Below are 21,775 nucleotides of genomic sequence, written 5' to 3' on the forward strand. Positions count from 1 at the left end.
CGATGCCGGGGATCCCGGCGACGCGTCCTCCTGGGACCTGCCCAGTGGCCCCGATCCCCGGGTCGCGCGGCTGCTGGAGGCCATGCGGGCCGTCGGCAGTGGGCTGGAGCTGCATTCGACGCTGGACCGGATCTGCACGACCGCGGTCTCGCTGACGGACGCGCGCTATGCGGCCATCGGTGTGGTCGCCGAGGACCGGGACGGGCTGGTCGACTTCGTCTACCACGGCGTGGACGAGGCGACGGCCCGGCGGATCGGACGGCTGCCCGACGGGCACCGGGGCCTGCTCGGCGCGCTCGTCCACCACCCCGGGCCGGTACTGCTCGCCGACCTGGGATCCGACCCCCGATCCTGTGGCTTCCCGCCGCACCACCCGGCGATGCACAGCTTCCTGGGCGTCCCGATCCGGGTGCAGGGCGAGATCTTCGGCAATCTGTATCTGACCGAGAAGCGCGGCGGCGAGCCGTTCCACGCGGACGATCTCGGGATGGTGCGGCTGCTGGCCACCGAGGCGGGCATCGCGATCGGCAACGCCCGGTTGTACGAGGCGGCCACGCAGCGCGAGCGCTGGATCGACGGGTCCGTGGCCGTCACCACCGCGCTGCTGTCCGGGCAGGACGCCGACGACGCCCTCCAGGTCGTCGCCGAACAGGCCCGCAGACTGTCCGGATCGGCGGCCGGGTTCGTCCTGCTGCCCGCCGACGAGGGCGGCCTGGAGGTCGTCGCCGTGGCGGCCTCCGAGGCGGCGTCCAGCGCGCTCGGCCTGGTCGTCCCGCCGGACAGCCGGATCGTCGCCGAACTCCTCGACGGACGGGCGGTGTTCGTCGAGGACGCCGCCACCGACGGCCGGATGGTCACCCACCTCGCCTGTGCGTACGGCCCGACGATGCTGCTGCCGCTCCAGAGCGACGGCCGGGTCCTCGGCGCCCTGGTGCTGCCACGGGCGCGCGGCGAGCGCCCCTTCACCGAGACCGAGCGCACGCTGGCGATCCAGTTCGCCTCGCAGGCGGCGCTCGCGCTGATGATGGCCGAGGCCCAGCGGGACCGGGAGCGGCTCGCGGTGTTCGAGGACCGCGATCGGATCGCCCGTGACCTGCACGATTTGGTAATCCAACGGTTGTTCACGACCGGGATGATGCTGGAGAGCGCACAGCGCGGGCCGGTGGTGCCAGAGGTTCGCGACGGCGTGGGCCGGGCGGTCGACGAACTCGACGTCACCATCCAGGAGATCCGTACGGCCATCTTCGCGCTCCAGCAGGGCCCGGCCGAGGCGCCGGTCGGGCTGCGCACCCGGGTGCTGCGGGAGATCAACACGGCCGCCGTGCCGCTCGGGTTCAGGCCCGGGCACCGGTTCATCGGCCCTGTCGATGCCCTGGTGGGCGAGCTGACGGGCAAGAACCTCATCGCGGCGCTGCGCGAGACCCTCTCCAACGCCTTCCGGCACGCGGGCGCGTCACGCATCGACGTGGTCGTGGACTCGACGGTACGGCTGCCGGACGGCCGGGCGGGTGTCCGCCTCACGGTCGCCGACGACGGCGTCGGCATCCGCGAGGGCGGCCGGCGAAGCGGCCTGAGAAACCTCGGACTCCGTGCGGAGTCCCTGGGCGGCGCCAGCTGGTACGGGCCGGGGATCGGGGCGGACGGGGGCGGGACGACGGTGGTGTGGGAGGCGCCGTACTAGGACCGGTCGTCTCCTCTGCGGCTGCTCGGCGATGCCTCGCGCTGTTCCGGTGGCGCACTCGGTCCTCGTGGCGCCCCCCCCGCACGCCAACTTCCCCGCACCGGCCCCGACAGGCCCCGACAGGCCCCGACAGGCACGGACAGGCACGGACGGCACGTACCGGCACCGACACGCCGACCGGGGCACCCGTCCGCAGCAACCCGTCCCCCACCCGTACGACGTGAACATGCGGCCGTGCGCCCGCGCGGGCCACGATCGCTGACATGCGCTCACTTCGTCGCCGTCCCTTGCTCGTTCCGGTGCTGCTGTGTGCCGCCGCCGTGCTCGCGGCCCGGCCGACCGGGCCGTCGGAGAGCGGCGGCGCGGACGGTGGGACGGCCGCGCGGGTGGCCCGGTTGTACGAGGACGCGGCGGACACGGCCCGGCGGTACGAGGAGGGCAGGCGCGAGGCGGAGCGGCTGCGGACGCAGGCCCGGCGACTGGAGGGGCTGCTGGACGAGCGGCGGCGGGAGATCGCCGTGCTCCACGAGGATCTGGGGCGGATCGCCCGCGCCCAGTACCGCGACGGCGGCGGGCTGCCGACGGCCGCGCGGATCCTGCTCGCTGTCAATCCGGAGGAGCTGATGCGTAATCAGCATGTCTTCTCCCAGACGAACACGGCCGTCGGCAACGCCATCGACAAGAGCGTCCGCGCGGAGCGACGGCTCGCCGCCGACGAGGCGAGGGCCGCGGCGGCCTGGCGGGAGCTGGAGGAGCACACCGCCGAACTGGCCGAGCTGGAGCAGGACATCGAGACGAGGCTGGAGCGGGCGCGCAGCCGGTTGCAGGGTGAGGCCGACGCGTCCGCCGCCGCGGGCAGCTGCCGGGGGGCCGTGCAGCTGGACCAGCCGGAGGAGCGGCTCGCGCGGGAGTGGGTGGCGCCGGTCGAGACGTACGAACTGTCGGCCGGGTTCGGCAGCGGCGGGGCGCGCTGGGCCAACCGGCACACCGGGCAGGACTTCGCGGTGCCGATCGGCACGCCGGTGCGGGCGGTCGGGGCGGGCCGGGTGGTGCGGGTGAGCTGCGGCGGCGCCTTCGGCATCCAGGTCGTGCTCCAGCATCCCGGCGGCTACTACACGCAGTACGCCCATCTCGCGTCCGTCGCGGTCGACCAGGGCGAACGGGTGGCGCCGGGCCGGTGGATCGGCCAGGCCGGCACGACCGGCAACTCCACGGGGCCGCACCTGCACTTCGAGGTACGGGTCACCCCGGAACTGGGCTCGGGCGTGGACCCGATGCCGTGGCTCGGGGCACGCGGGGTGGGGCTGTGAGACGCGCCGGCCTGCGGGCAGAGGCAGAAAGGGGTGGCGGGCCGCTACCCCACCCGCTCGGCCAGCATCCGCTCGATCACCACGGCCACCCCGTCCTCGTTGTTCGCGACCGTGCGTCCCGAGGCGGCGGCGATGACGTCCGGGTGGGCGTTCCCCATGGCGTACGACCGTCCGGCCCAGGTCAGCATCTCGACATCGTTGGGCATGTCACCGAAGGCCACGACCTCCCGGGGCGATATCCCGCGCTCGGCGCAGCACAGGGCGAGGGTGCTGGCCTTGGAGACGCCCGGGCCGCTGATCTCCAGCAGCGCGCTGGGGCTGGAGCGGGTGACGTTGGCGCGGTCGCCGAGGGCGAGCCGGGCGACGGCGAGGAAGGCGTCGGGGTCCATCGTGGGGTGGTACGCGAGGATCTTGAGCACCGGCTCGGCGGCCCCCTGCGCGCCCCCGGCCAGCAGTTCCTCGGCCGGGGCCAGCGCGTCCGGCATCTCCATGTGCAGCTTGGGGTAGTCGGGCTCCTGGTTGAAGCCGTACGTCTGCTCCACCGCGTACACCGTGCCGGGCGCCGCGTCCCGCAGCAGTCGTACGGCGTCCAGCGCGTTCTCCCGTGCCAGCGCGCGCACCTTCACGAACCGGTGGCTGCCCGGCCCGCCGTGCAGATCGACGACGGCGGCGCCGTTGCCGCAGATGGCGAGGCCGTGCCCGTGGACATGGTCGCTGACGACGTCCATCCAGCGGGCGGGGCGACCGGTGACGAAGAAGACCTCGATGCCCGCCTCCTCGGCCGCCGCGAGGGCGGCGACGGTCCGTGGGGAGACCGATTTGTCGTCGCGCAGCAGGGTGCCGTCGAGGTCGGTGGCGATCAGGCGGGGCGGCGCGGCGGCGGCCGGGATGTCGGGCTGTCGAGTCGCTGAGGTCACCGGGCCATTGTCGCGCATATGCCAGTACGACCGGCCAGGAGTCGACGCATCCGCCTCCTGGCCGCCCCACCTGGGCGGACACCGGCCGACAGGGCCGCTACCCGAGCTGTGCCACCGCCTCCATCGCGATCTGCTGGAAGACCTTCTCGTCCGCCGCGAAGTCCGTGTCCGGGATCGGCCAGTGGATCACGATCTCGGTGAAGCCGATCTCCTGGTGGCGCCCGGCGAAGTCCACGAACGCGTTCAGCGACTCCAGCGGGCGCTGCCGGTCCGGGGTGAACCCGGTGAGCAGGATCTTGTCCAGCCCGGTCACGTCCCGGCCCAGCTCGGCGCAGGCGTCCGCGAGCCGCTCGGCCTGCTCCCGGATGGCCCGTACCGACTGCTCCGGGGTGCCGTTCTCGAACAGCTTCGGGTCCCCGGTGGTCACCCACGCCTGCCCATGACGGGCGGCGAGCCGCAGCCCGCGCGGCCCGGTCGCGGCGACGGCGAACGGCAGCCGCGGGCGCTGCACACACCCGGGGATGTTGCGGGCCTCGTGCGCCGAGTAGTAGTTGCCCTCGTACGAGACGGAGTCCTCGGTGAGCAGCCGGTCGAGCAGCGGTACGAACTCGCCGAACCGGTCGGCACGCTCCTTCGGCGTCCATGGCTCCTGCCCGAGCGCGGTGGCGTCGAAGCCGGTGCCCCCGGCGCCGATCCCGAGCGTGAAACGTCCGCCGGAGAGGTCGTCGAGCGAGATCAGCTCCTTGGCGAGGGTCACCGGATGCCGGAAGTTCGGCGAGGTGACCAGCGTGCCCAGGCGCATCCGCTCGGTGACTCCGGCGGCGGCCGTCAGCGTCGGCACGGCACCGAACCACGGGTCGTCGCGGAAGCTGCGCCAGGACAGATGGTCGTAGGTGTACGCGGTATGGAACCCGAGCTGTTCGGCCCGCTCCCAGGGCGCCCGACCCCCCTCCTGCCAGCGGCGATACGGAAGGATCACGGTGCTCAGGTGCAGGCTCATGCCTTCGAGCCTAAGCGGCCGGGGCCTGTTTCACGTGAAACAGTCACCGTACGCGTCCGCTCAGCCACGGCGTGAGGCTGATCATCGTGACCGCCTGCTTGTAGGTGCGGTCGCCGGGCAGCGGCACGATCAGGAAGTAGCCGGGCGGGAAGAAGCGGCCCTTGACATAGGCCAGGCCGCCGAAGACCGAGCGGAGAAAGCCGGGCACCTCGTCGCGCGGGATGTCGTGGAACTCCACGCCTTCCACCTTGATCAGCGCGTCGTCGTCGGGGAAGAGCCGGACGTCCACCACGGGGGAGCCGCCGAACTCGGCGTACGCCTCGTGCGGCAGCGAACCATCCGGGTCGGTGGTGACGCCGACGCCCGACGCGCTGCGCCGCGAGGTCTGGTCGGCGCCGATGTCATGGCTGACCTGGATCTCACGGGCGTACTCCGCGGCGATGGCCCGGAGGGCGGTGACGGCGGCCTCGGTGGTGGGGAGGTGGTCCATAGGACGATCATGCGACGAAGAGCGCGGCTGACGCGACCGTCGGTGTTTCCGGGTACTCGGGTGTTCAGGGCGTACGGAGGTCGCCGCGACCGTCGGTGGGCACCGGAAGCCGCAGAACGGTGGCCCTCACCGTGGCCGTCAGCGCCGCCGTCACCGCGTCCCGGGGAACCGCAGATACTCCGGGGGTACCCCCTTCGTCAGCCACACCCCGTTCGCGCTGACGTGGAACACATGGCCGTCACCGTGCATGGCCCCGGCGTCCACGGCCAGTACGATCGGCCGTCCCCGGCGCGCCCCCACGCGCGTGGCGGTCTCCCGGTCGGCCGACAGGTGCACGTCGTGCCGGTTCATCGGCCGCAACCCCTGCGCGCGGATCGCGTCCAGATGGCGGGCGACGGTGCCGTGGTAGAGGTACGGCGGTGGGGTGGCCGGCGGGAGGCCGAGGTCCACGTCGACGCTGTGGCCCTGGCTGGCGCGGATGCGGGTGTCCTCGATCGCGAACCGCTTCTTGTCGTTCGTGGCGACCACCTGGTCCAGTTCCTCGCGGGTGAACCGGAAGCCATGGGCCGTCGCCGCGGCCATCAGCGCGTCGATCTCGACCCAGCCGCCCTCGTCGAGGACCAGCCCGATCCGGTCCGGCTGATGGCGAAGGTGCTTGGAGAGGTACTTCGACACCTTCACCGTGCGTCTTTCATCCATCGCACCAGGGTGCCGGGCGAGACCTGAATCACGCATATGATTTTGCGGTCCCAGGTTTGATCCACAACCAACTGTAGTTATCCACAGGCGAATTGGCGGTTCTGTGGACAACCACCCTTCGTTTCCATGGCTTTCGCGAAGAAGGCACGGATGCAGGTGATTTGGTGAAATCGGGTGCGAGTAATCGGAGTTCCCCAACTCGCCGCCCTATATGGGTGGTTCCACCCGCGCCAGCGCCCGCAGTGCCCTCGGCATCACCCGCGACAGCAGGCGCGCCCCACGCGCCTCTGGCGTCACGGCGACCACCGCCTCATTGCGCACCACGGCCCGCAGAATCGCGTCGGCGACCTTTTCCGGCGGGTAGTTGCGCAGCCCGTACAGCCGCGCGGTGCGCTTCCGGCGGCGCTTCTCCTCCTCCGCGTCCACCCCCGCGAAGTGGGCCGTGGAGGCGATGTTGGTGTTGACCAGGCCGGGGCACACCGCGGTGACTCCGATACCCCGGCCCGCGAGTTCGGCCCGCAGACACTCGCTCAGCATCAGTACGGCCGCCTTGGTGGTGCCGTAGGCGGACAGCACCTTGGACGGCTGATAGGCCGCCGCCGAGGCGATGTTGACGATCTGGCCGCCCTGTCCGCGCTCGGCCATCTGCCTGCCGAAGAGGCGGCAGCCATGGATCACGCCCCAGAGGTTGATGCCCAGGACCTCGCGCCAGTCGTCCGTGGTGGTGTCGAAGAACGAACCGGACAGCCCTATACCGGCGTTGTTGACCAGCACGTCCACCACGCCGTGCTCGGTGGCGACCTCCTCCGCGAGCCTCTCCATGGCCTGCTCGTCGGAGACGTCGACCGTCTTCGCCCAGGCACCCGGCGCGCCGATCGCCCGGGCCATCTCGGCGGTCCTGGCGGCGGTTTCGGCATCCCGGTCGACCGCGATCACCCGCGCGCCCGCCTCGGCGAACGCCAACGCCGTCGCCCGCCCTATGCCGCTGCCCGCGCCCGTGACCAGCACCAACTGCCCGCCGAATCGGTCGGCGTGGCGGCCGGTGGCCTCCTGTGGGGTGGCCCGACCGCCCTCGACTCCGGTGACGAACTCCTCGATCCACGCGCACAGTTGGTCGGGCCGGGTGCGCGGGATCCAGTGCTTGGCGGGCAGCGTCCTGCGGGTCAGCCGCGGAGCCCACCGTTCCAGATCGTCGTACAGCCGCGCGGACAGAAACGCGTCGCCCAGGGGCGTGATGAGCTGCACCGGTACGCGCGCGTAGGCGTCGGGGCGCGGCCTGCCCAGCCGCCGCCGTACGTTGTCCCGGTACAGCCAGACGCCGTGGGCGGCGTCCTGGGGCAGTGACGGGGTGGGGTAGTCGTCGCCTGGGATCTGCTCGACGCGCTCCAGGAACTTCGGCCAGCGCCTGCCGAGCGGACCGCGCCAGGCCAGCTCCGGCAGTACGGGCGTATGCAGCGCGTACACGTACCAGGACCTGGCGCCCTGGCCGAGGAGCTGGCCGACCCGGCGCGGGGTGGGACGCTTCAGGCGCCGGTCGATCCAGTGGGCGAAGTGATCGAGCGACGGGCCCGATATCGACGTGAAAGAGGCGATACGTCCCTCGGTGCGCGGAACGGTCACGAACTCCCACGACTGCACCGAGCCCCAGTCGTGCCCCACCAGATGCACCGGCCGGTCCGGGCTGACCGCGTCGGCCACCGCCAGGAAGTCGTCCGTGAGCTTCTCCAGCGTGAACCCGCCCCGCAGCGGCTGCGGCGCCGTGGAGCGGCCATGGCCCCGCACGTCGTACAGCACCACATGGAAGCGGCCGGCGAGCCGGACGGCGACCTTCGACCACACCTCCTTGCTGTCCGGGTATCCGTGCACCAGGACGACTGTCGGCGCCGCGGCGTCGCCCAGCTCCACGACGCACAGCTCGACGCCGCCGGTCGCCACCCGGCGCTCCCGCGCCCCTTCGAGGGAGGCCATGCCCCCGTCGCCCAGCGTCATTTCTCCTCCCGCTGTCGTCATGGAATCCCCGTCCACCGGTCGCGGTGCGTGGTCGTCACCTGGCTTCGCCGAATCTCGCAGTCGTTGGACCACGCGTCAACAAGGGCTGTGCCGGCCGGTCGCTCCCCGGCCTCTCGGGCGGCCCTCTCGGGGTGGGGCCGGGCCCCCCTTCAGGGGGACCTTAGGGATCCCCTACTACTCCAGAGTGAGGAGAAGACGGCTCTCCGGTCTGACGACCGGCGTGGCCCGTATCACTATGTTCGTACCTGTGACTGTGATCGCGACCGAAAGCCTGAGCAAGCGGTTCCCCAGGGTGACCGCTCTTGACCGGCTCTCCGTGGACGTCGGGCCCGGTGTGACCGGACTCGTCGGAGCCAATGGAGCCGGCAAGTCCACACTGATCAAGATCCTGCTGGGTCTGTCCCCCGCCACCGAGGGCCGCGCCGAAGTGCTCGGCCTCGACGTCGCCACAAAGGGCGCCGACATCCGCGAGCGCGTCGGCTACATGCCGGAGCACGACTGCCTGCCGCCCGACGTCTCGGCCACCGAGTTCGTCGTGCACATGGCCCGGATGTCCGGCCTCCCGCCCACCGCCGCCCGCGAGCGCACCGCCGACACCCTGCGCCACGTCGGGTTGTACGAGGAGCGCTACCGCCCCATCGGCGGCTACTCCACGGGCATGAAGCAGCGCGTCAAACTCGCCCAGGCGCTGGTCCACGACCCGAAGCTGGTCTTCCTCGACGAGCCGACCAACGGCCTCGACCCGGTCGGCCGTGACGAGATGCTCGGCCTGATCCGCCGCATCCACACCGACTTCGGCATCTCCGTCCTGGTCACCTCCCATCTGCTGGGCGAGCTGGAGCGCACCTGCGACCACGTGGTGGTGGTCGAGGGCGGCAAGCTGCTGCGCTCCAGCTCCACCACCGACTTCACCCAGATCACCACCACCCTCGCCATCGAGGTGACCGACACCGACACCCACCCCGACGGCACGCGCACCATGCGCGAGGCGCTCACCGCCCGCGGGCTGGAGGTCCACGACGGCAGCGGCCTGCCCGGCGCCGGCCACACCCTGCTGCTCACCGCGCGGGGCGAGGAGACATACGACGTGGTCCGCGACCTGGTGGCCGACCTCGGCCTCGGCCTGGTGCGCATGGAGCAGCGCCGGCACCACATCGCGGAGGTCTTCAAGGACGACGCGGCAGACACAGCGGACACGGCCGACGTGCCCCGGAGCGAGCGGAAGGAGGCGGTCGGCCATGGCAGTTGAGCACCCCGTCGCCCCGCCCGGCGACCAGACCCGTATCCACAACATCGGATACCGCAACTACGACGGCCCCCGCCTCGGCCGGGCCTACGCCCGCCGCTCGCTGTACTCGCAGTCCCTGCGCGGCGCCTACGGCCTCGGCCGCTCGGTGAAGTCCAAGGTGCTGCCGATGCTGCTGTTCGTGGTGATGTGCGTGCCCGCGGCCATCATGGTCGCCGTCGCCGTCGCCACCAACGCCAAGGAACTCCCCCTCGACTACACCCGCTACGCGATCGTGATGCAGGCCGTGATCAGCCTGTACGTCGCCTCGCAGGCGCCCCAGTCGGTGTCGCGCGACCTGCGCTTCAAGACCGTCCCGCTGTACTTCTCGCGGCCGATCGAGACCTCCGACTACGTGCGCGCCAAGTTCGCGGCGCTGGCCTCCGCGCTGTTCGTCCTGACCGCCGCCCCGCTGCTGGTGCTGTACGTGGGCGCTCTGCTGGCCAAGCTGGACTTCGCCGACCAGACCAAGGGATTCGCACAGGGACTCGTCTCCGTGGCTCTGCTCTCACTGCTGTTCGCCGGCCTCGGCCTGGTCATCGCCTCGGTGACCCCGCGCCGCGGCTTCGGCATCGCCGCCGTCATCGCCGTCCTGACCATCTCCTACGGCGCGGTCTCCACCCTCCAGTCCATCGCCGAGGTCCAGGGCAGCACCGAGGCCGTCCCGTGGATCGGGCTGTTCTCCCCGATCACCCTGATCGACGGCGTACAGACCGCGTTCCTCGGCGCGAACTCTGCGTACCCCGGGGGCACCGGCCCCTCCGCGGGCGAGGGCGTGGTCTTCGTCCTGGCCGTCCTGGGCTTCATCGCCGCCTGCTACGGCCTCCTGATGCGCCGCTACCGAAAGGCCGGACTGTGACCACGCTCTCCATCGACCATGTCTCCCGCTGGTTCGGCAATGTGGTCGCCGTCAACGACATCACCATGACCATCGGCCCCGGCGTCACCGGCCTGCTCGGCCCCAACGGCGCCGGAAAGTCCACCCTGATCAACATGATGGGCGGCTTCCTGGCCCCCTCCACCGGCACGGTCACCCTCGACGGCGAGCCGGTCTGGCGCAACGAGCAGATCTACCGGCACATCGGCGTCGTCCCCGAGCGCGAGGCGATGTACGACTTCCTCACCGGCCGCGAATTCGTCGTCGCCAACGCCGAACTGCACGGCCTGGGCGACAAGGAGGCGCAGCGGGCGCTGGCCACCGTCGACATGGAGTACGCCCAGGACCGCAAGATCGCCACCTACTCCAAGGGCATGCGCCAGCGCGTGAAGATGGCGTCCGCCCTGGTCCACGAGCCCTCGCTGCTTCTGCTCGACGAGCCTTTCAACGGCATGGACCCCCGCCAGCGGATGCAACTGATGGACCTGCTGCGCAGAATGGGCGACGAGGGCCGTACGGTCCTGTTCTCCTCCCACATCCTCGAAGAGGTCGAGCAACTCGCCTGGCACATCGAGGTCGTGGTCGCCGGACGCCACGCGGCCAGCGGTGACTTCCGCAAGATCCGCCGCCTGATGACCGACCGGCCGCACCGCTATCTGGTGCGCTCCAGCGACGACCGCGCGCTGGCCGCCGCGCTGATCGCCGACCCGTCGACATCCGGCATCGAGGTCGACCTCGCCGAGGGCGCGCTGCGTATCCAGGCCGTCGACTTCGGCCGCTTCACCGCCCTGCTGCCGCGGGTCGCCCGCGACCACGGCATCCGTCTGCACACGGTCTCGCCGTCCGACGAGTCGCTCGAATCCGTGTTCTCGTATCTCGTCGCGGCGTAGGAGGCCCAAGATGTACGACCCCACAGTCGCCCGGCTCACCTACCGGGCGCTGCTCGGCCGGCGCCGGGCCCTGATCCTCGGCGCGCTGCCGATGCTGCTGATCGTGATCGCCGTGATCGTGCGCGCTCTGGTCGGCACCGACGACCAGACCACCAGCGACCTGCTCGGCGGCCTCGCGCTCGCCACGATGGTGCCGCTCATCGGCGTGATCGCCGGTACCGGCGCGATCGGCCCGGAGATCGACGACGGCTCGGTGGTGTATCTGCTCTCCAAGCCGATCAAGCGGCCGACGATCATCTTCACCAAGCTGATCGTGGCGATCGCCGTGACCATGGTCTTCTCGGCGCTGCCGACCCTGATCGCCGGATACATCCTCAACGGCAACGGACAGCAGGTGGCCATCGCCTACACCGTGGCCGCGCTGGTCGCCTCGATCGCGTACGCCGCGCTGTTCCTGCTGCTGGGCACGGTCTCCCGGCACGCGGTGGTGTTCGGCCTGGTCTATGCCCTGGTCTGGGAGGCGCTGTTCGGCTCCCTGGTGCCGGGCGCGCGCACCCTCAGCGTCCAGCAGTGGTCGCTGGCGGTCGCCCAGAAGGTCTCCGGCGGTGACCTGGTCACCTCGGACGTGAGCCTGACCACGGCGACGGTCCTGCTGGTCGCGGTGACCGTCCTCGCCACCTGGTACGCCGGGCAGAAGCTGCGCACGCTGACGCTCGCCGGGGAGGAGTGACAGCACCCTCGCGGGGCCGCTGGTGAGGCTCCCGTTCTTGACGGGGGCTTCACCGGCACCGAGGCACACTGGCGGGACGGGACAACGGAGATGTCCCGAAAAGTACGCCTGAGTCCACGGGGGACGCACGTCGGGAAGGAACGGGGATGGCAGACAAGACGCCGGCCACCGGCGACCACGACGGTGACCGTGCCGGGCAGCGCGCCGGGGACCCCGAGGGGGACTGGGACGAGGACCTCGTCCTGGACGAGGAGTTCATCCACTCCGCCGGGACGACCGAGCCGTCCGCCCGCGCCCGGATGCTGGCCGCCCGGTGGAGCCGCAAGGCGCCGGAGCCGCAGCCGTGGCGCTCGGACGAGCCGCCCGCGGGGTGGTTCTTCAGCAAGGGGCGTCGGCGCAGGTGGCGCCGGGAGTAGTGGGGGCGGCTGTCCGCCGGGGTGTGGCCCGGGTGCCGTGCCGGTGCCGACTTGGTGCCGCCTCGTGCTGACCCTTCCGCATCGGAATTCGGTGGCGTCCAACTTGCCGTACCGGCACAGTGGTTCGTGCCCAGGATGCCGGATCGGATCCGCGCCAGGGACGGGGGTGGAGCCGGGCGATGTCCCTGCACGACAGTGTGTTCGGCTCCTGGGGCGGTCGCTTCGAGCACGTGAGGCCGGGGGGCTTTGCGTGGACCGCCCACCCCTCCGGGGGGATTGGTTTGGTGCGGGTGGGTGGGGGCTGGTCGCGCGGTTCCCCGCGCCCCTGGGGCGTTGGGGGTGGCGCCCGCTGACGAGTGATCGCCCTCCTCTCAAGAACCCTCCGCCGCCTCCCTCTGTTCTCTCGCGTCCGCGATGCGGTCCAGTTCTCGCATGGCCTCGGCGTGGGCGCTCAGCCGGCGGCGGAGGGAGCCGGTGGTGAAGAGGGCGGCGCCGGTGAGGGAGACAGGGAGGGAGAGGCCGAGGAGGGTGACGATCTCGGGCCAGTCGCGTTCGTTGGCGCAGTGGTCGCCGCTCTGGATGCCCTCGTTGGCTGTGCCGCGGACGGTGAAGAGGCGGGACTCGCAGTCGTCGGGGTACTTGTCGTCGGGGTGGCGGTCGGCGGAGTACGGCGTGACCAGCAGCACCGCACACCACGTCCACAGCACCCCCGCCACCACGAGCAGGGCGAGACCCCAGGCCCGTATCCGCCCGGCACGGTCGCGGAAGTCCAGGTCGTACTCACGTGATCGCATGACGGGCGAACGTAGCCGTAGGGCCGGGCCCGTCTCAACCCGGCGCGACCGGGGCGCCTCGGCCCCGCAGGGCCGGATCGGCTCAACCCGACACGACCAGGCCCGCTGAACCCTGCACAACCGACCCCGCTCAACCCTGCACAAGTCGGCCCCGCTCAACCCGGTACGACCGTCCCGCTCAGCTCAGCAGGCGTTCCAGGACCACCGCGATGCCGTCCTCGTCGTTGGAGGAGGTCACCTCGTCGGCCACGGCCTTCAGTTCGGCATGGGCGTTGGCCATGGCTACGCCCCGGGTCGCCCAGCCGAACATGGGGACGTCGTTGGGCATGTCGCCGAAGGCGATGGTGTCGCCGGCCTTCAGGCCGAGACGGCGGGCGGCGAGGGAGAGCCCGGTCGCCTTGGAGAGGCCCAGGGGGAGGAGTTCGACGACGCCCTCACCGGCCATGGCGACGCTGACGAAACCGCCGGCGGCCTGGCGGGCGGCCTCGGCGAGTTCGTCGTCCGACAGTTGCGGGTGCTGTATGTAGATCTTGTTCAGCGGGGCCGTCCACAGATCGGACACGTCCGTGAAGGCGACGGCCGGGAGGTTGCCGTGGAGGGCGTATCCGGGGCCGATCAGGACATCGCCGTCCAGGCCGTCCCGGCTCGCCGCCAGGAACAGTGGGCCGACCTCCGCCTCGATCTTCGCCAGGGCGATGGCCGCGAGCTGCCGGTCCAGGGTGACGGAGGTCAGCAGACGGTGCTCTCCGGCGTCGTACACCTGCCCGCCCTGGCCGCAGACGGCGAGGCCCTGGTAGCCGAGGTCGTCGAGGATGGAGCGGGTCCAGGGGACCGCGCGGCCGGTGACGACGATGTGCGCGGCGCCCGCCTCCGTGGCGGCGGCGAGCGCCTCACGGGTGCGGCCGGAGACCGACCCGTCGGAGCGCAGAAGCGTTCCGTCGAGGTCGGTCGCGATCAGTCGGTAGGCGAGGGGAGCGGCGCTCACTTGGCCACCGGTTCCAGCAGCTCCCGGCCGCCCAGATAGGGGCGCAGCACCTCGGGGACGCGGACGGAGCCGTCGGCCTGCTGGTGGTTCTCCAGGATCGCGACGATCGTGCGCGGTACGGCGCACAGGGTGCCGTTGAGGGTGGCCAGCGGGCGGACGGTCTTGCCGTCACGCATCCGGATGGAGAGCCGGCGGGACTGGAACTCGGTGCAGTCGGACGTCGAGGTCAGCTCGCGGTACTTGCCCTGCGTCGGGATCCACGCCTCGCAGTCGAACTTGCGCGAGGCGGAGGCGCCGAGGTCGCCGGAGGCCACGTCGATCACCCGGTACGGCAGCTCCAGCGAGGTCAGCCACTGCTTCTCCCAGTCCAGCAGGCGCTGGTGCTCGGCCTGGGAGTCCTCGGGGGCGACGTACGAGAACATCTCGACCTTGTCGAACTGGTGTACGCGGAAGATGCCCCGGGTGTCCTTGCCGTGCGAGCCGGCCTCGCGGCGGAAGCACGGCGAGAAGCCGGCGTAGCGCAGCGGGAGGCGGTCGGCGTCGAGGATCTCGTCCATGTGGTAAGCGGCGAGCGGGACCTCGGAGGTGCCGACCAGGTAGAGGTCGTCCTTGCCGAGGTGGTAGACGTCCTGCGCGGCCTGGCCGAGGAAGCCGGTGCCCGCCATCGACTGGGGGCGGACCAGGGCCGGGGTCAGCATGGGGGTGAAGCCGGCCGCCGTGGCCTGCGCGATCGCCGCGTTGACCAGGGCCAGCTCCAGCAGGGCGCCGACGCCGGTGAGGAAGTAGAAGCGGGAGCCGGAGACCTTCGCGCCGCGCTCGACGTCGATGGCGCCGAGCAGCGTGCCCAGCTCCAGATGGTCCTTGGGGGTGAAGCCCTCGGCGTCGAAGTCGCGGATCGTGCCGTGCGTCTCCAGGGTGACGAAGTCCTCCTCGCCGCCGACGGGCACGTCGGGGTGGACGAGGTTGGAGAGCTGGACGAGGAGTTCCTGGGTCTCGGTGGCGGCGGCGTCGCGCTCGGCGTCGGCGGCCTTGACGTCCGCGGAGAGCTGGCTCGCCTGCTTCAGCAGCTCGGCCTTCTCGTCGCCGGTGGCCCTGGGGATCCGCTTGCCGAGCTGCTTCTGCTCGGCGCGCAGCTCGTCGAAGCGAACGCCGGAGGACCTGCGCCGCTCGTCGGCGGCCAGGAGGGAGTCGACGAGCGCGACATCCTCTCCACGGGCGCGCTGGGAGGCGCGCGCACGGTCGGGGTCCTCACGGAGCAGGCGAAGGTCAATCACGCGCTCCAGGCTACCGGTGTGCGAGGACGGCTCACGACCCATAAAGGGGCGGTGTGACTTACGAGCTGTTACATACGGTTATGGGGGAATTGCCGCTTGTGTCAAGGAAAGTCGCCACCCTTCCCTGGAACGGGGGACCCCGATGGTGCCCGGTTGACCGGATTTCCTTGCGGGGAAAGGGACTTGGCGGTTCGGTTGTCCACAGGAGTCCACGCCTGCGAGAAGTTATCCACAGGCTGTGTGGAAGATCTGTGGACGTTGGAATTGATCACTCCGAATCGTCCGGCCGACCTCCGGGATTCCCGGTTGAAACCTCACCTAAGCCCACGTTCGAGTGGAAATGAGTAACTCTCAAGAGTTGCCCGAGGGAAAACAGTGGACGAAGGGTGACCTGCCCGTCGGTGGACGAATCGGGGGTCCGTAGGGCGATTTGTCGACCGACTCGCACCGCAGTGTCGACTTGTCCCCAGGTCGAGAAGCCCACCTGTGGATAACTTCTGTGGATAACGAAAATCGGCAGGTAGGACTGGTGTGGTGAGTGTGGCAGGCGTGGCTGGTGTGGTGGGTGCCACGGGTGCGAAGGGTGTGACAGCGGGGACTGACCGGTGGGGTCAGGCCCACCCGGTGTCACCCGGTGACACCCGACCGACCCGGCAGCCCCCGGTGATACCCGGCGGAACTCGGAGGAACTCGGCAGGCCCCGCAAGGCCCCGTACAGCCCGACCCCGCGTTCTAGAACCGACCGTCCTGGCAGCGCGCGACCCAGTCCGCCGCCGCCATGAACTCGTCCTCCGATGTCCCGGGCAGCGGCGCCCGGAGATCCGCGGCCGTCACATCCGCACGCGGGTACGAGCCCAGGAACCGTACCTGGAGGCAGATCCGCTTCAGCCCGGTCAGGGCCTCGGCCACCCGGCGGTCGGAGATATGGCCCTCGGCGTCGATGCAGAAGCAGTAGTTGCCGATGCCGGCGCCGGTCGGGCGGGACTGGAGCAGCATCAGGTTGATGCCCCGGCTGGCGAACTCGCCGAGCAGATCACGCAGCGCGCCGGGGTGGTCGTCGCGCTGCCACAGCACCACCGACGTCTTGTCCGCGCCGGTCGGCGCCGCGGGCCGGGCGGGGCGGCCCACCAGCACGAACCGGGTCTGCGCGTTCTCCGCGTCGTGGATCCCGGTCTCCAGCGCCTCCAGGCCGTACCGGGCGGCGGCGAACTCGCCCGCGAAGGCGGCGTCGTACTGCCCCTCCTGGACCAGCCGGGCCGCGTCCGCGTTCGAGGCGGCCGACTCCCAGTGCGCGTCCGGGAGGTTCCGCTTGAGCCAGTTGCGCACCTGGGGCTGGGCCGCCGGGTGCGCGGAGACGGTCTTGATCTCCGACAGCGTCGTACCGGGCCGGACCAGCAGCGCGAAGGCGATCGACAGCAGCACCTCGCGGTAGATCATCAGCGGTTCGCCCGCGACCAGCTCGTCCAGGGTGGTGGTGATGCCGCCCTCGACGGAGTTCTCGATCGGCACGAACGCGGCCTCGGCCTCGCCCGCGCGCACCGCGTCCAGCGCGGATTGCACGGACACATACGGGATCAGCTCCCGGGTGGCCGTCTCCGGAAGCGTCCGCAGGGCGGCTTCGGTGAAGGTGCCCTCAGGACCGAGATACGCATAGCTCGCTGGCATGCCCTCACCCTAATGGGCCCGGGGAGGAGGGGGTGACCGGTCGCATGGCGGCCACCCGGGCCCCAGCCCCCTCACCCTCCCCTCACGCCCCGCAGCGACCCCCCTCACGCCCCGCAGCGGTCCCCGACCCACCCCCACGACAACCCCCGTCACCCCTCCAGCAACCCCTGCCCCACATACCCCCCCTCCACCGCGCCCCCCGGCACCGCGAACAGCCCGCTCGCCTCGTGCCGGATGAACGCCGACAACGCGTCCCCCCGGTCCAGCTTCCGCTGCACCGGTACGAAGCCACGCAGCGGATCGGCCTGGAAACACACGAACAGCAGCCCGGCGTCCGGCACCCCGTCGGCGTCGAAGCCGTCGTGGTACGAGAACGGCCGCCGCAGCATCGCCGCACCCCCGTTCTGATCGGGCCGGGTGATCCGGGCGTGCGCGTTGATCGGCACCACCAGACCGCCCTCGGCGTCCGTCCTGTCCAGCTCCATCTCGGTGGTCTCGGTCCCCCCGGACAGCGCCGCCCCGTCGGACTTGCGGCGCCCGATGACGTCCTCCTGGTCCTTGACCGGCAGCCGCTCCCAGTCGTCGAGGAGCATGCGGATCCGGCGTACGACGACGTACGAACCGTCCGCCATCCACTCGGGGTCCTTGGCGGGTGTGCCCGGCACCCAGATCCGCTCGTCGAAGTCGGCCTCCGACGGCTGCGGATTGCGGGTGCCGTCGATCTGCCCCATGAGGTTGCGCGTGGTCATGGGCCGGGCGGTGGCCCCCGGCGACCGGTTGAAACCGTTCATCTGCCAGCGGACGCGGGCCGCGCTGCCCGCGTCCTTCTGGATCGCGCGCAGGGCGTGGAAGGCCACCAGGGAGTCGTTGGCGCCGATCTGCACCCAGAGATCACCGTTGCTGCGGGCCTTGTCGAGCTGGTCCGAGGAGAAGTCGGGCAGCGGGTCGAGCGAGGCGGGCCGCTGCTGCTCCAGGCCGGTGCGCCCGAAGAAGCTGTGCCCGAAACCGAAGGTCACGGTGAGGGCGGACGGCCCGGCGTCACGGGCCACATCCGTGTCGCCCTGGGCGGCGGGCTCGCCCGCCATCAACCGGCGGGCCGTCTCCGACCAGCGGCGCAGCAGCGTGGCGGCCTCCTTGCGTCCGGCGCCCGCCGCCAGGTCGAAGGCGACGAGATGACCGCACGCGTGCATGGCCGTGGTGATGCCGGGCTGATGTTTCCCGTGAAACATCGCCTCCTCGGCGCCGACCGAGGTCAGCGGGGTCGCTGCGGCGGGCGCGGAGGCGTAGCCGACGGCTCCTCCGGCGGTACCGAGGACGAGCCCGGTGGCACCGGCGGTGCCGAGGAGGGTCCGCCGCGAGAAACCACCCTGGGGGCGGGTCTTCGGGGCGGTGCCGTCCGGGAGGGGGGCCGCTTCCGTCCGGGCCCCGGGTACGGACTGGTCAGCCCCGTCGGCCGTCCTGCCGTCGGCCTTGGCCTCAGCTCTGCCGTCAGCTCTGCCGTCTCCCGTCTCGTTGCCTCCCGGCTTGTCGCCTCCCGCCTTGTCGTCCGTCCTGTGGTCAGCCGTGTGGTCAGCCATGATCTGTGCTCAGCCGATCTGCGCGTTCTTGGAGACGGTCACCTGGTCGATGTCGGAAGTCCGTACGGTCACGGCGATCTCCCACTCGCCCGCTGTGGGGATCTGCACCCCACTCGCCGACCAGTGCCCGGTGGTGATGTGGTCCGGGACCATGGGCAGCGGCCCGATGTCCTCGGACTTCAGGGTGAAGGCGAGCTTCACCTCGGGAAGGTCGAAGGCCCGTCCGTTGGGCCGTTCGCCATATACGTGCACGTCGTTGGCGCCGACCCGCGCGGGATCGATGTCGACCCGTACGACGCCCTTGCCGTCCTCGCCGCCCGTGTCGAACGGCAGGTCGAGCGTCACCGCCCCGGTCGCCGGGGACGAGGCGGCCGGGGAAGCCGCGGCGGCCTTGGCGTCCAGCTCCGTACGGCCCGGTTCGGTCGAGGTCAGCGCGGTCGTCACGGCGAGTACGACGACGGCCACCCCGGCCTCGGCGAGCACCGAGCGACGCAGCCCGAAGCGCTGGGGGTCGGCGTCCCGCAGCCGCTTCCGGGTGGCCGTCTCGGTGGCGGCCCGCTGCCGGGCGAGCTGCGCGGCCCGCTTGCTGTCGCCGGATGACGAGGACGAAGCCGATGAAGCCGGGGAGGACGATGAAGCAGAGGAAGACGATGAAGAGGACGAGGACGAGGACAAGGACGAGGACGAGGAGGCCGCCCCCGCCGCCCGCACCGTCTCCTTCGCGCGCCCCCCGCCCCCGGCCGGCACCTCCGCCAGCCCGGCCGTCCAGCGGCGGGACAGCCACGCGATGCCCACCAGCACCGCCACCAGCCCCAGCTTGACCAGCAGCAACCGGCCGTAGCCGGTGTCGGTGAAGGCGGCCCAGGAGCCCAGCTGGCGCCAGGACTGGTACACGCCGGTCACCACCAGGACGACCACGCTGCCGAAGGCGACCTGGGAGAAGCGGTGGACGGCGGCGGAGTCCAGGGGCGTCTCGGCGGGCGCCCGGTACAGCGCGACGAGCAGCGTGCACAGGCCGCCCAGCCAGGCGGCGACGGCGAGCAGATGGAGCACGTCCACCGGCATCGCGATACCGGTCTGGATGCCGGTCGAGGCGTGCTCGGCCATCGCCCAGCTCGCCGCGAGCCCGGCGGCGACCACGACGCCGCCGACGGCCAGCCCGAGGGTCAGATCCCGCTTCTCGGCGTCCTCCCGTTTGTCGTACGCCCCGAAGAGCACGGCGATGAACAGCGCGGCGGCGGCGAGCAGCAGCAGCCGGGAGACCAGGGCGGCGCCGGTCTTGGTCTGGAGCACCTCGCCGAGCAGGTCCAGATCGAAGATGTCCCCGACCTTGCCGGACGTGGTGTACGTGCCCCGCAGGAGCAGCAGCCACAGCGTCGCCGCGGTCAGCGCGACCCACCCCGAGACCACCAGCCGCTGCACGGCCCGCACCCCGGACCCGCGCTGCCAGCAGACGAGGACGAAGGCGGCGCCACCGGCCAGCAGGATGAAACCGGCGTACGACACATACCGCCCGGTGTCGTACAGCGCGCCGACGACCCCGCCGCCGTTGTTCTGCCCCTCGACGGAGGCCGAGGTCGCGGAAGGGGCACCGATGGAGAAGGTGTAGGCGCCCGCGACGGGATGGCTGTCGGCGGAGACGACCTGGTAGGTGACGGTGTACGTGCCGTCGGGCAGGCCCGCGTGCAGTTTCACCACGTAGGTGGTGCCGCCGGTGTTGTCCGGCACGCCCGTGTCGGCGCGTGCGCCCTTGGGGTCGAGGACGCGCAGGCTGCCCTCGGGGGCGGAGACCGGCTCGGAGAAGGTCAGCGAGACCTGGGCCGGGGCCTGGTCGACCACCGCCCCCTGCTGGGGGTCGCTGCCGGTCAGCGCGGCATGGGCGGAGGCCGGTGCGGCGCCCAGGAACAGCGCGCCGGTGACCGCCACGAGCAGCAGCACCAGGCTCCGCAGACGGGGGGCGATGGAGTACCTCAAGGTGGTCCTTCCCTCACTGGCCGGACGCGGGGGTGTACGTCGCCGCCTTCACCGGAATCTCGACGTCGACCGGCGAGAGACCCGCGAAGTGCAGCTTCACGGCGACCTTCTCGCCTTCCAAGGGCTTGCGCGTCAGCTTTTCGAACATCAGATGGTTGCCGCCGCTGCTCAGCGCGAGTTCCCCGCCCGCCGGGACGGCGAGGGACTCGACCGCGCGCATCGAGCCCTCGACCGTCTCGTGCACGGTGACCTCGCCGACATCGCTGGTCACGGAGACCAGCTCGGCCTTCTCCCCGCCGCTGTTGGAGATGGTCAGGAAACCGGCCGCCATGGAGTCCGACACGGGCTGCGGCATATAGGCGCCGGAGACGGACAGCTCGGCGCCGGCCGATCCGCCGTCGCCCGCCGAGCCGTCGCCGGACCCGCAGCCGGTCAGGAGCAGTACGCCGGTCAGCAGGGCGGCGGCCGTCGCCGTACGCCTCCCGGGGAGCCTCACGGGTTCTCCCCCTTGATCAGCTTGGGCAGGTCCTTGGTGTAGTCGTCGACGGTGGCGTCCTCGCCGTAGAGCACATAGCCGCCGTCGGTCTTCGGGGAGAACGCGATGACCTGGGTGCCGTGCGTGGAGATGACCTTGCCGTCCTTGTCCTCGGTGGGCGCCTCGATGGAGATCCCGAGCGTGCGGGCGCCCGCCTGGATGGTGGGGAAGTCGCCGGTCAGCCCGATCACCTGCGGATCGATGCCCTTGAGCCACTCGCCGAGCGCCTCGGCGGTGTCCCGCTCGGGGTCGGTGGTGACGAACACGACCCGCAGCTCGTCCTGCTGGTCCTGCGGCAGCTGCTGCTTGGCGACCGCGATGTTGTTCATGGTCAGCGGGCAGACGTCGGGGCAGTTGGTGTAGCCGAAGTAGATCAGCGTCGGCTTGCCCGCGGTCTCCGCGCGGAAGTCGTACGGCTCGCCCTGGGTGTCGGTCAGCACCAGATCCGGCTTCTCGAACGGCTTGTCGAGCACGGTCGCCGCCTGGTCCGAGGGGGCCTCCTCGGAGACCACGGAGATCGGCGAGCCGGAGTCGTCGCCGCTGCCGCAGGCGGAGAGGGTGAGGGTGGCCGCGGCGAGGAGGGCCGCCGCGGCGAGGGTGTTCTTGCGCATGGAGAGAGATTTCCTCTGGATGGAGTTGCCGGTGGGCGGCAGGGCCGTACGGGCC

At 71.3% G+C, this 21,775-nt stretch carries 20 protein-coding genes; 7 read left to right on the plus strand and 13 right to left on the minus strand.

Annotation, left to right across the window (positions count from 1 at the left end; all coding sequences use genetic code 11):
- Nucleotides 1-37: 37 nt before the first annotated feature.
- A complete protein-coding gene (locus tag ACFXAZ_RS12600; protein ID WP_384588621.1) occupies nucleotides 38-1,681 on the plus strand; it encodes a GAF domain-containing sensor histidine kinase in 1,644 nt (547 codons plus the stop codon).
- A gap of 263 nt (nucleotides 1,682-1,944) precedes the next feature.
- The gene (locus ACFXAZ_RS12605; protein ID WP_384588567.1) at nucleotides 1,945-2,991 is read left to right on the plus strand and encodes a peptidoglycan DD-metalloendopeptidase family protein; all 1,047 of its coding nucleotides are present in this window, start codon (nucleotides 1,945-1,947) and stop codon (nucleotides 2,989-2,991) included.
- Nucleotides 2,992-3,035: 44 nt separating this feature from the next.
- Here ACFXAZ_RS12605 and ACFXAZ_RS12610 read toward each other — a convergent pair whose 3' ends face one another.
- The 5 genes from ACFXAZ_RS12610 to ACFXAZ_RS12630 all read right to left on the minus strand — a co-directional run bounded on the left by ACFXAZ_RS12610 (nucleotide 3,036) and on the right by ACFXAZ_RS12630 (nucleotide 8,065).
- The gene (locus ACFXAZ_RS12610; protein WP_384588570.1) at nucleotides 3,036-3,926 is read right to left on the minus strand and encodes a Cof-type HAD-IIB family hydrolase; all 891 of its coding nucleotides are present in this window, start codon (nucleotides 3,924-3,926) and stop codon (nucleotides 3,036-3,038) included.
- Nucleotides 3,927-4,005: 79 nt separating this feature from the next.
- Entirely contained in the window at nucleotides 4,006-4,908 is a 903-nt protein-coding gene (locus tag ACFXAZ_RS12615) for an LLM class flavin-dependent oxidoreductase (protein WP_384588573.1), read from the minus strand.
- A 43-nt stretch (nucleotides 4,909-4,951) separates the two neighbouring features.
- The gene (locus ACFXAZ_RS12620; RefSeq protein ID WP_384588576.1) at nucleotides 4,952-5,398 is read right to left on the minus strand and encodes a hypothetical protein; all 447 of its coding nucleotides are present in this window, start codon (nucleotides 5,396-5,398) and stop codon (nucleotides 4,952-4,954) included.
- A gap of 150 nt (nucleotides 5,399-5,548) precedes the next feature.
- Nucleotides 5,549-6,097 (minus strand): RNA 2'-phosphotransferase, encoded by a 549-nt coding sequence (locus ACFXAZ_RS12625; RefSeq protein ID WP_384588579.1) that lies wholly within the window; start codon nucleotides 6,095-6,097, stop codon nucleotides 5,549-5,551.
- Between the two features lie 207 nt (nucleotides 6,098-6,304).
- On the minus strand, nucleotides 6,305-8,065 hold the full coding sequence (locus tag ACFXAZ_RS12630) for an SDR family oxidoreductase (protein WP_384588624.1): 1,761 nt from the start codon (nucleotides 8,063-8,065) through the stop codon (nucleotides 6,305-6,307).
- A 295-nt stretch (nucleotides 8,066-8,360) separates the two neighbouring features.
- Between ACFXAZ_RS12630 and ACFXAZ_RS12635 the strand changes: the two genes are divergently transcribed.
- The 5 genes from ACFXAZ_RS12635 (at nucleotide 8,361) to ACFXAZ_RS12655 (ending at nucleotide 12,305) form a co-directional block, all read left to right on the plus strand.
- Nucleotides 8,361-9,356 (plus strand): ABC transporter ATP-binding protein, encoded by a 996-nt coding sequence (locus ACFXAZ_RS12635; protein ID WP_384588627.1) that lies wholly within the window; start codon nucleotides 8,361-8,363, stop codon nucleotides 9,354-9,356.
- Entirely contained in the window at nucleotides 9,346-10,251 is a 906-nt protein-coding gene (locus ACFXAZ_RS12640; RefSeq protein ID WP_384588582.1) for an ABC transporter permease, read from the plus strand. The genes ACFXAZ_RS12635 and ACFXAZ_RS12640 overlap by 11 nt, the downstream gene beginning before the upstream one ends.
- Entirely contained in the window at nucleotides 10,248-11,159 is a 912-nt protein-coding gene (locus ACFXAZ_RS12645) for an ABC transporter ATP-binding protein (protein WP_384588584.1), read from the plus strand. The genes ACFXAZ_RS12640 and ACFXAZ_RS12645 overlap by 4 nt, the downstream gene beginning before the upstream one ends.
- A gap of 10 nt (nucleotides 11,160-11,169) precedes the next feature.
- Nucleotides 11,170-11,889, plus strand: a complete 720-nt coding sequence (locus tag ACFXAZ_RS12650; protein ID WP_382682476.1) for an ABC transporter permease — start codon at nucleotides 11,170-11,172, stop codon at nucleotides 11,887-11,889.
- 146 nt (nucleotides 11,890-12,035) lie between these two features.
- Nucleotides 12,036-12,305, plus strand: a complete 270-nt coding sequence (locus tag ACFXAZ_RS12655) for a hypothetical protein (protein ID WP_384588587.1) — start codon at nucleotides 12,036-12,038, stop codon at nucleotides 12,303-12,305.
- A 371-nt stretch (nucleotides 12,306-12,676) separates the two neighbouring features.
- Here ACFXAZ_RS12655 and ACFXAZ_RS12660 read toward each other — a convergent pair whose 3' ends face one another.
- The 8 genes from ACFXAZ_RS12660 to ACFXAZ_RS12695 form a co-directional block, all read right to left on the minus strand.
- Complete coding sequence (locus ACFXAZ_RS12660) at nucleotides 12,677-13,099, minus strand: hypothetical protein (protein ID WP_384588590.1); 423 nt, start codon at nucleotides 13,097-13,099, stop codon at nucleotides 12,677-12,679.
- 178 nt (nucleotides 13,100-13,277) lie between these two features.
- Nucleotides 13,278-14,084 carry an HAD family hydrolase gene (locus ACFXAZ_RS12665; protein ID WP_384588593.1) on the minus strand — a complete coding sequence of 269 codons (807 nt, stop codon included), beginning with the start codon at nucleotides 14,082-14,084 and terminating at the stop codon, nucleotides 13,278-13,280.
- Nucleotides 14,081-15,358: a serine--tRNA ligase gene (gene serS / locus ACFXAZ_RS12670; RefSeq protein ID WP_384588596.1), complete on the minus strand. Its 1,278-nt coding sequence runs from the start codon at nucleotides 15,356-15,358 to the stop codon at nucleotides 14,081-14,083. The genes ACFXAZ_RS12665 and serS overlap by 4 nt, the downstream gene beginning before the upstream one ends.
- 732 nt (nucleotides 15,359-16,090) lie before the next feature.
- Entirely contained in the window at nucleotides 16,091-17,023 is a 933-nt protein-coding gene (pheA, locus tag ACFXAZ_RS12675; protein ID WP_384588599.1) for a prephenate dehydratase, read from the minus strand.
- 149 nt (nucleotides 17,024-17,172) lie between these two features.
- Nucleotides 17,173-18,600 (minus strand): iron uptake transporter deferrochelatase/peroxidase subunit, encoded by a 1,428-nt coding sequence (efeB, locus tag ACFXAZ_RS12680; RefSeq protein ID WP_384588602.1) that lies wholly within the window; start codon nucleotides 18,598-18,600, stop codon nucleotides 17,173-17,175.
- 9 nt (nucleotides 18,601-18,609) lie between these two features.
- On the minus strand, nucleotides 18,610-20,574 hold the full coding sequence (locus tag ACFXAZ_RS12685) for a copper resistance CopC/CopD family protein (protein WP_384588605.1): 1,965 nt from the start codon (nucleotides 20,572-20,574) through the stop codon (nucleotides 18,610-18,612).
- A gap of 13 nt (nucleotides 20,575-20,587) precedes the next feature.
- Nucleotides 20,588-21,070 carry a copper chaperone PCu(A)C gene (locus ACFXAZ_RS12690; RefSeq protein WP_384588608.1) on the minus strand — a complete coding sequence of 161 codons (483 nt, stop codon included), beginning with the start codon at nucleotides 21,068-21,070 and terminating at the stop codon, nucleotides 20,588-20,590.
- A complete protein-coding gene (locus tag ACFXAZ_RS12695) occupies nucleotides 21,067-21,720 on the minus strand; it encodes an SCO family protein (protein ID WP_384588630.1) in 654 nt (217 codons plus the stop codon). The genes ACFXAZ_RS12690 and ACFXAZ_RS12695 overlap by 4 nt, the downstream gene beginning before the upstream one ends.
- Nucleotides 21,721-21,775: the final 55 nt, after the last annotated feature.

The organism is Streptomyces sp. NPDC059477 (genome assembly GCF_042749375.1).
Taxonomy (GTDB): Bacteria; Actinomycetota; Actinomycetes; order Streptomycetales; family Streptomycetaceae; genus Streptomyces.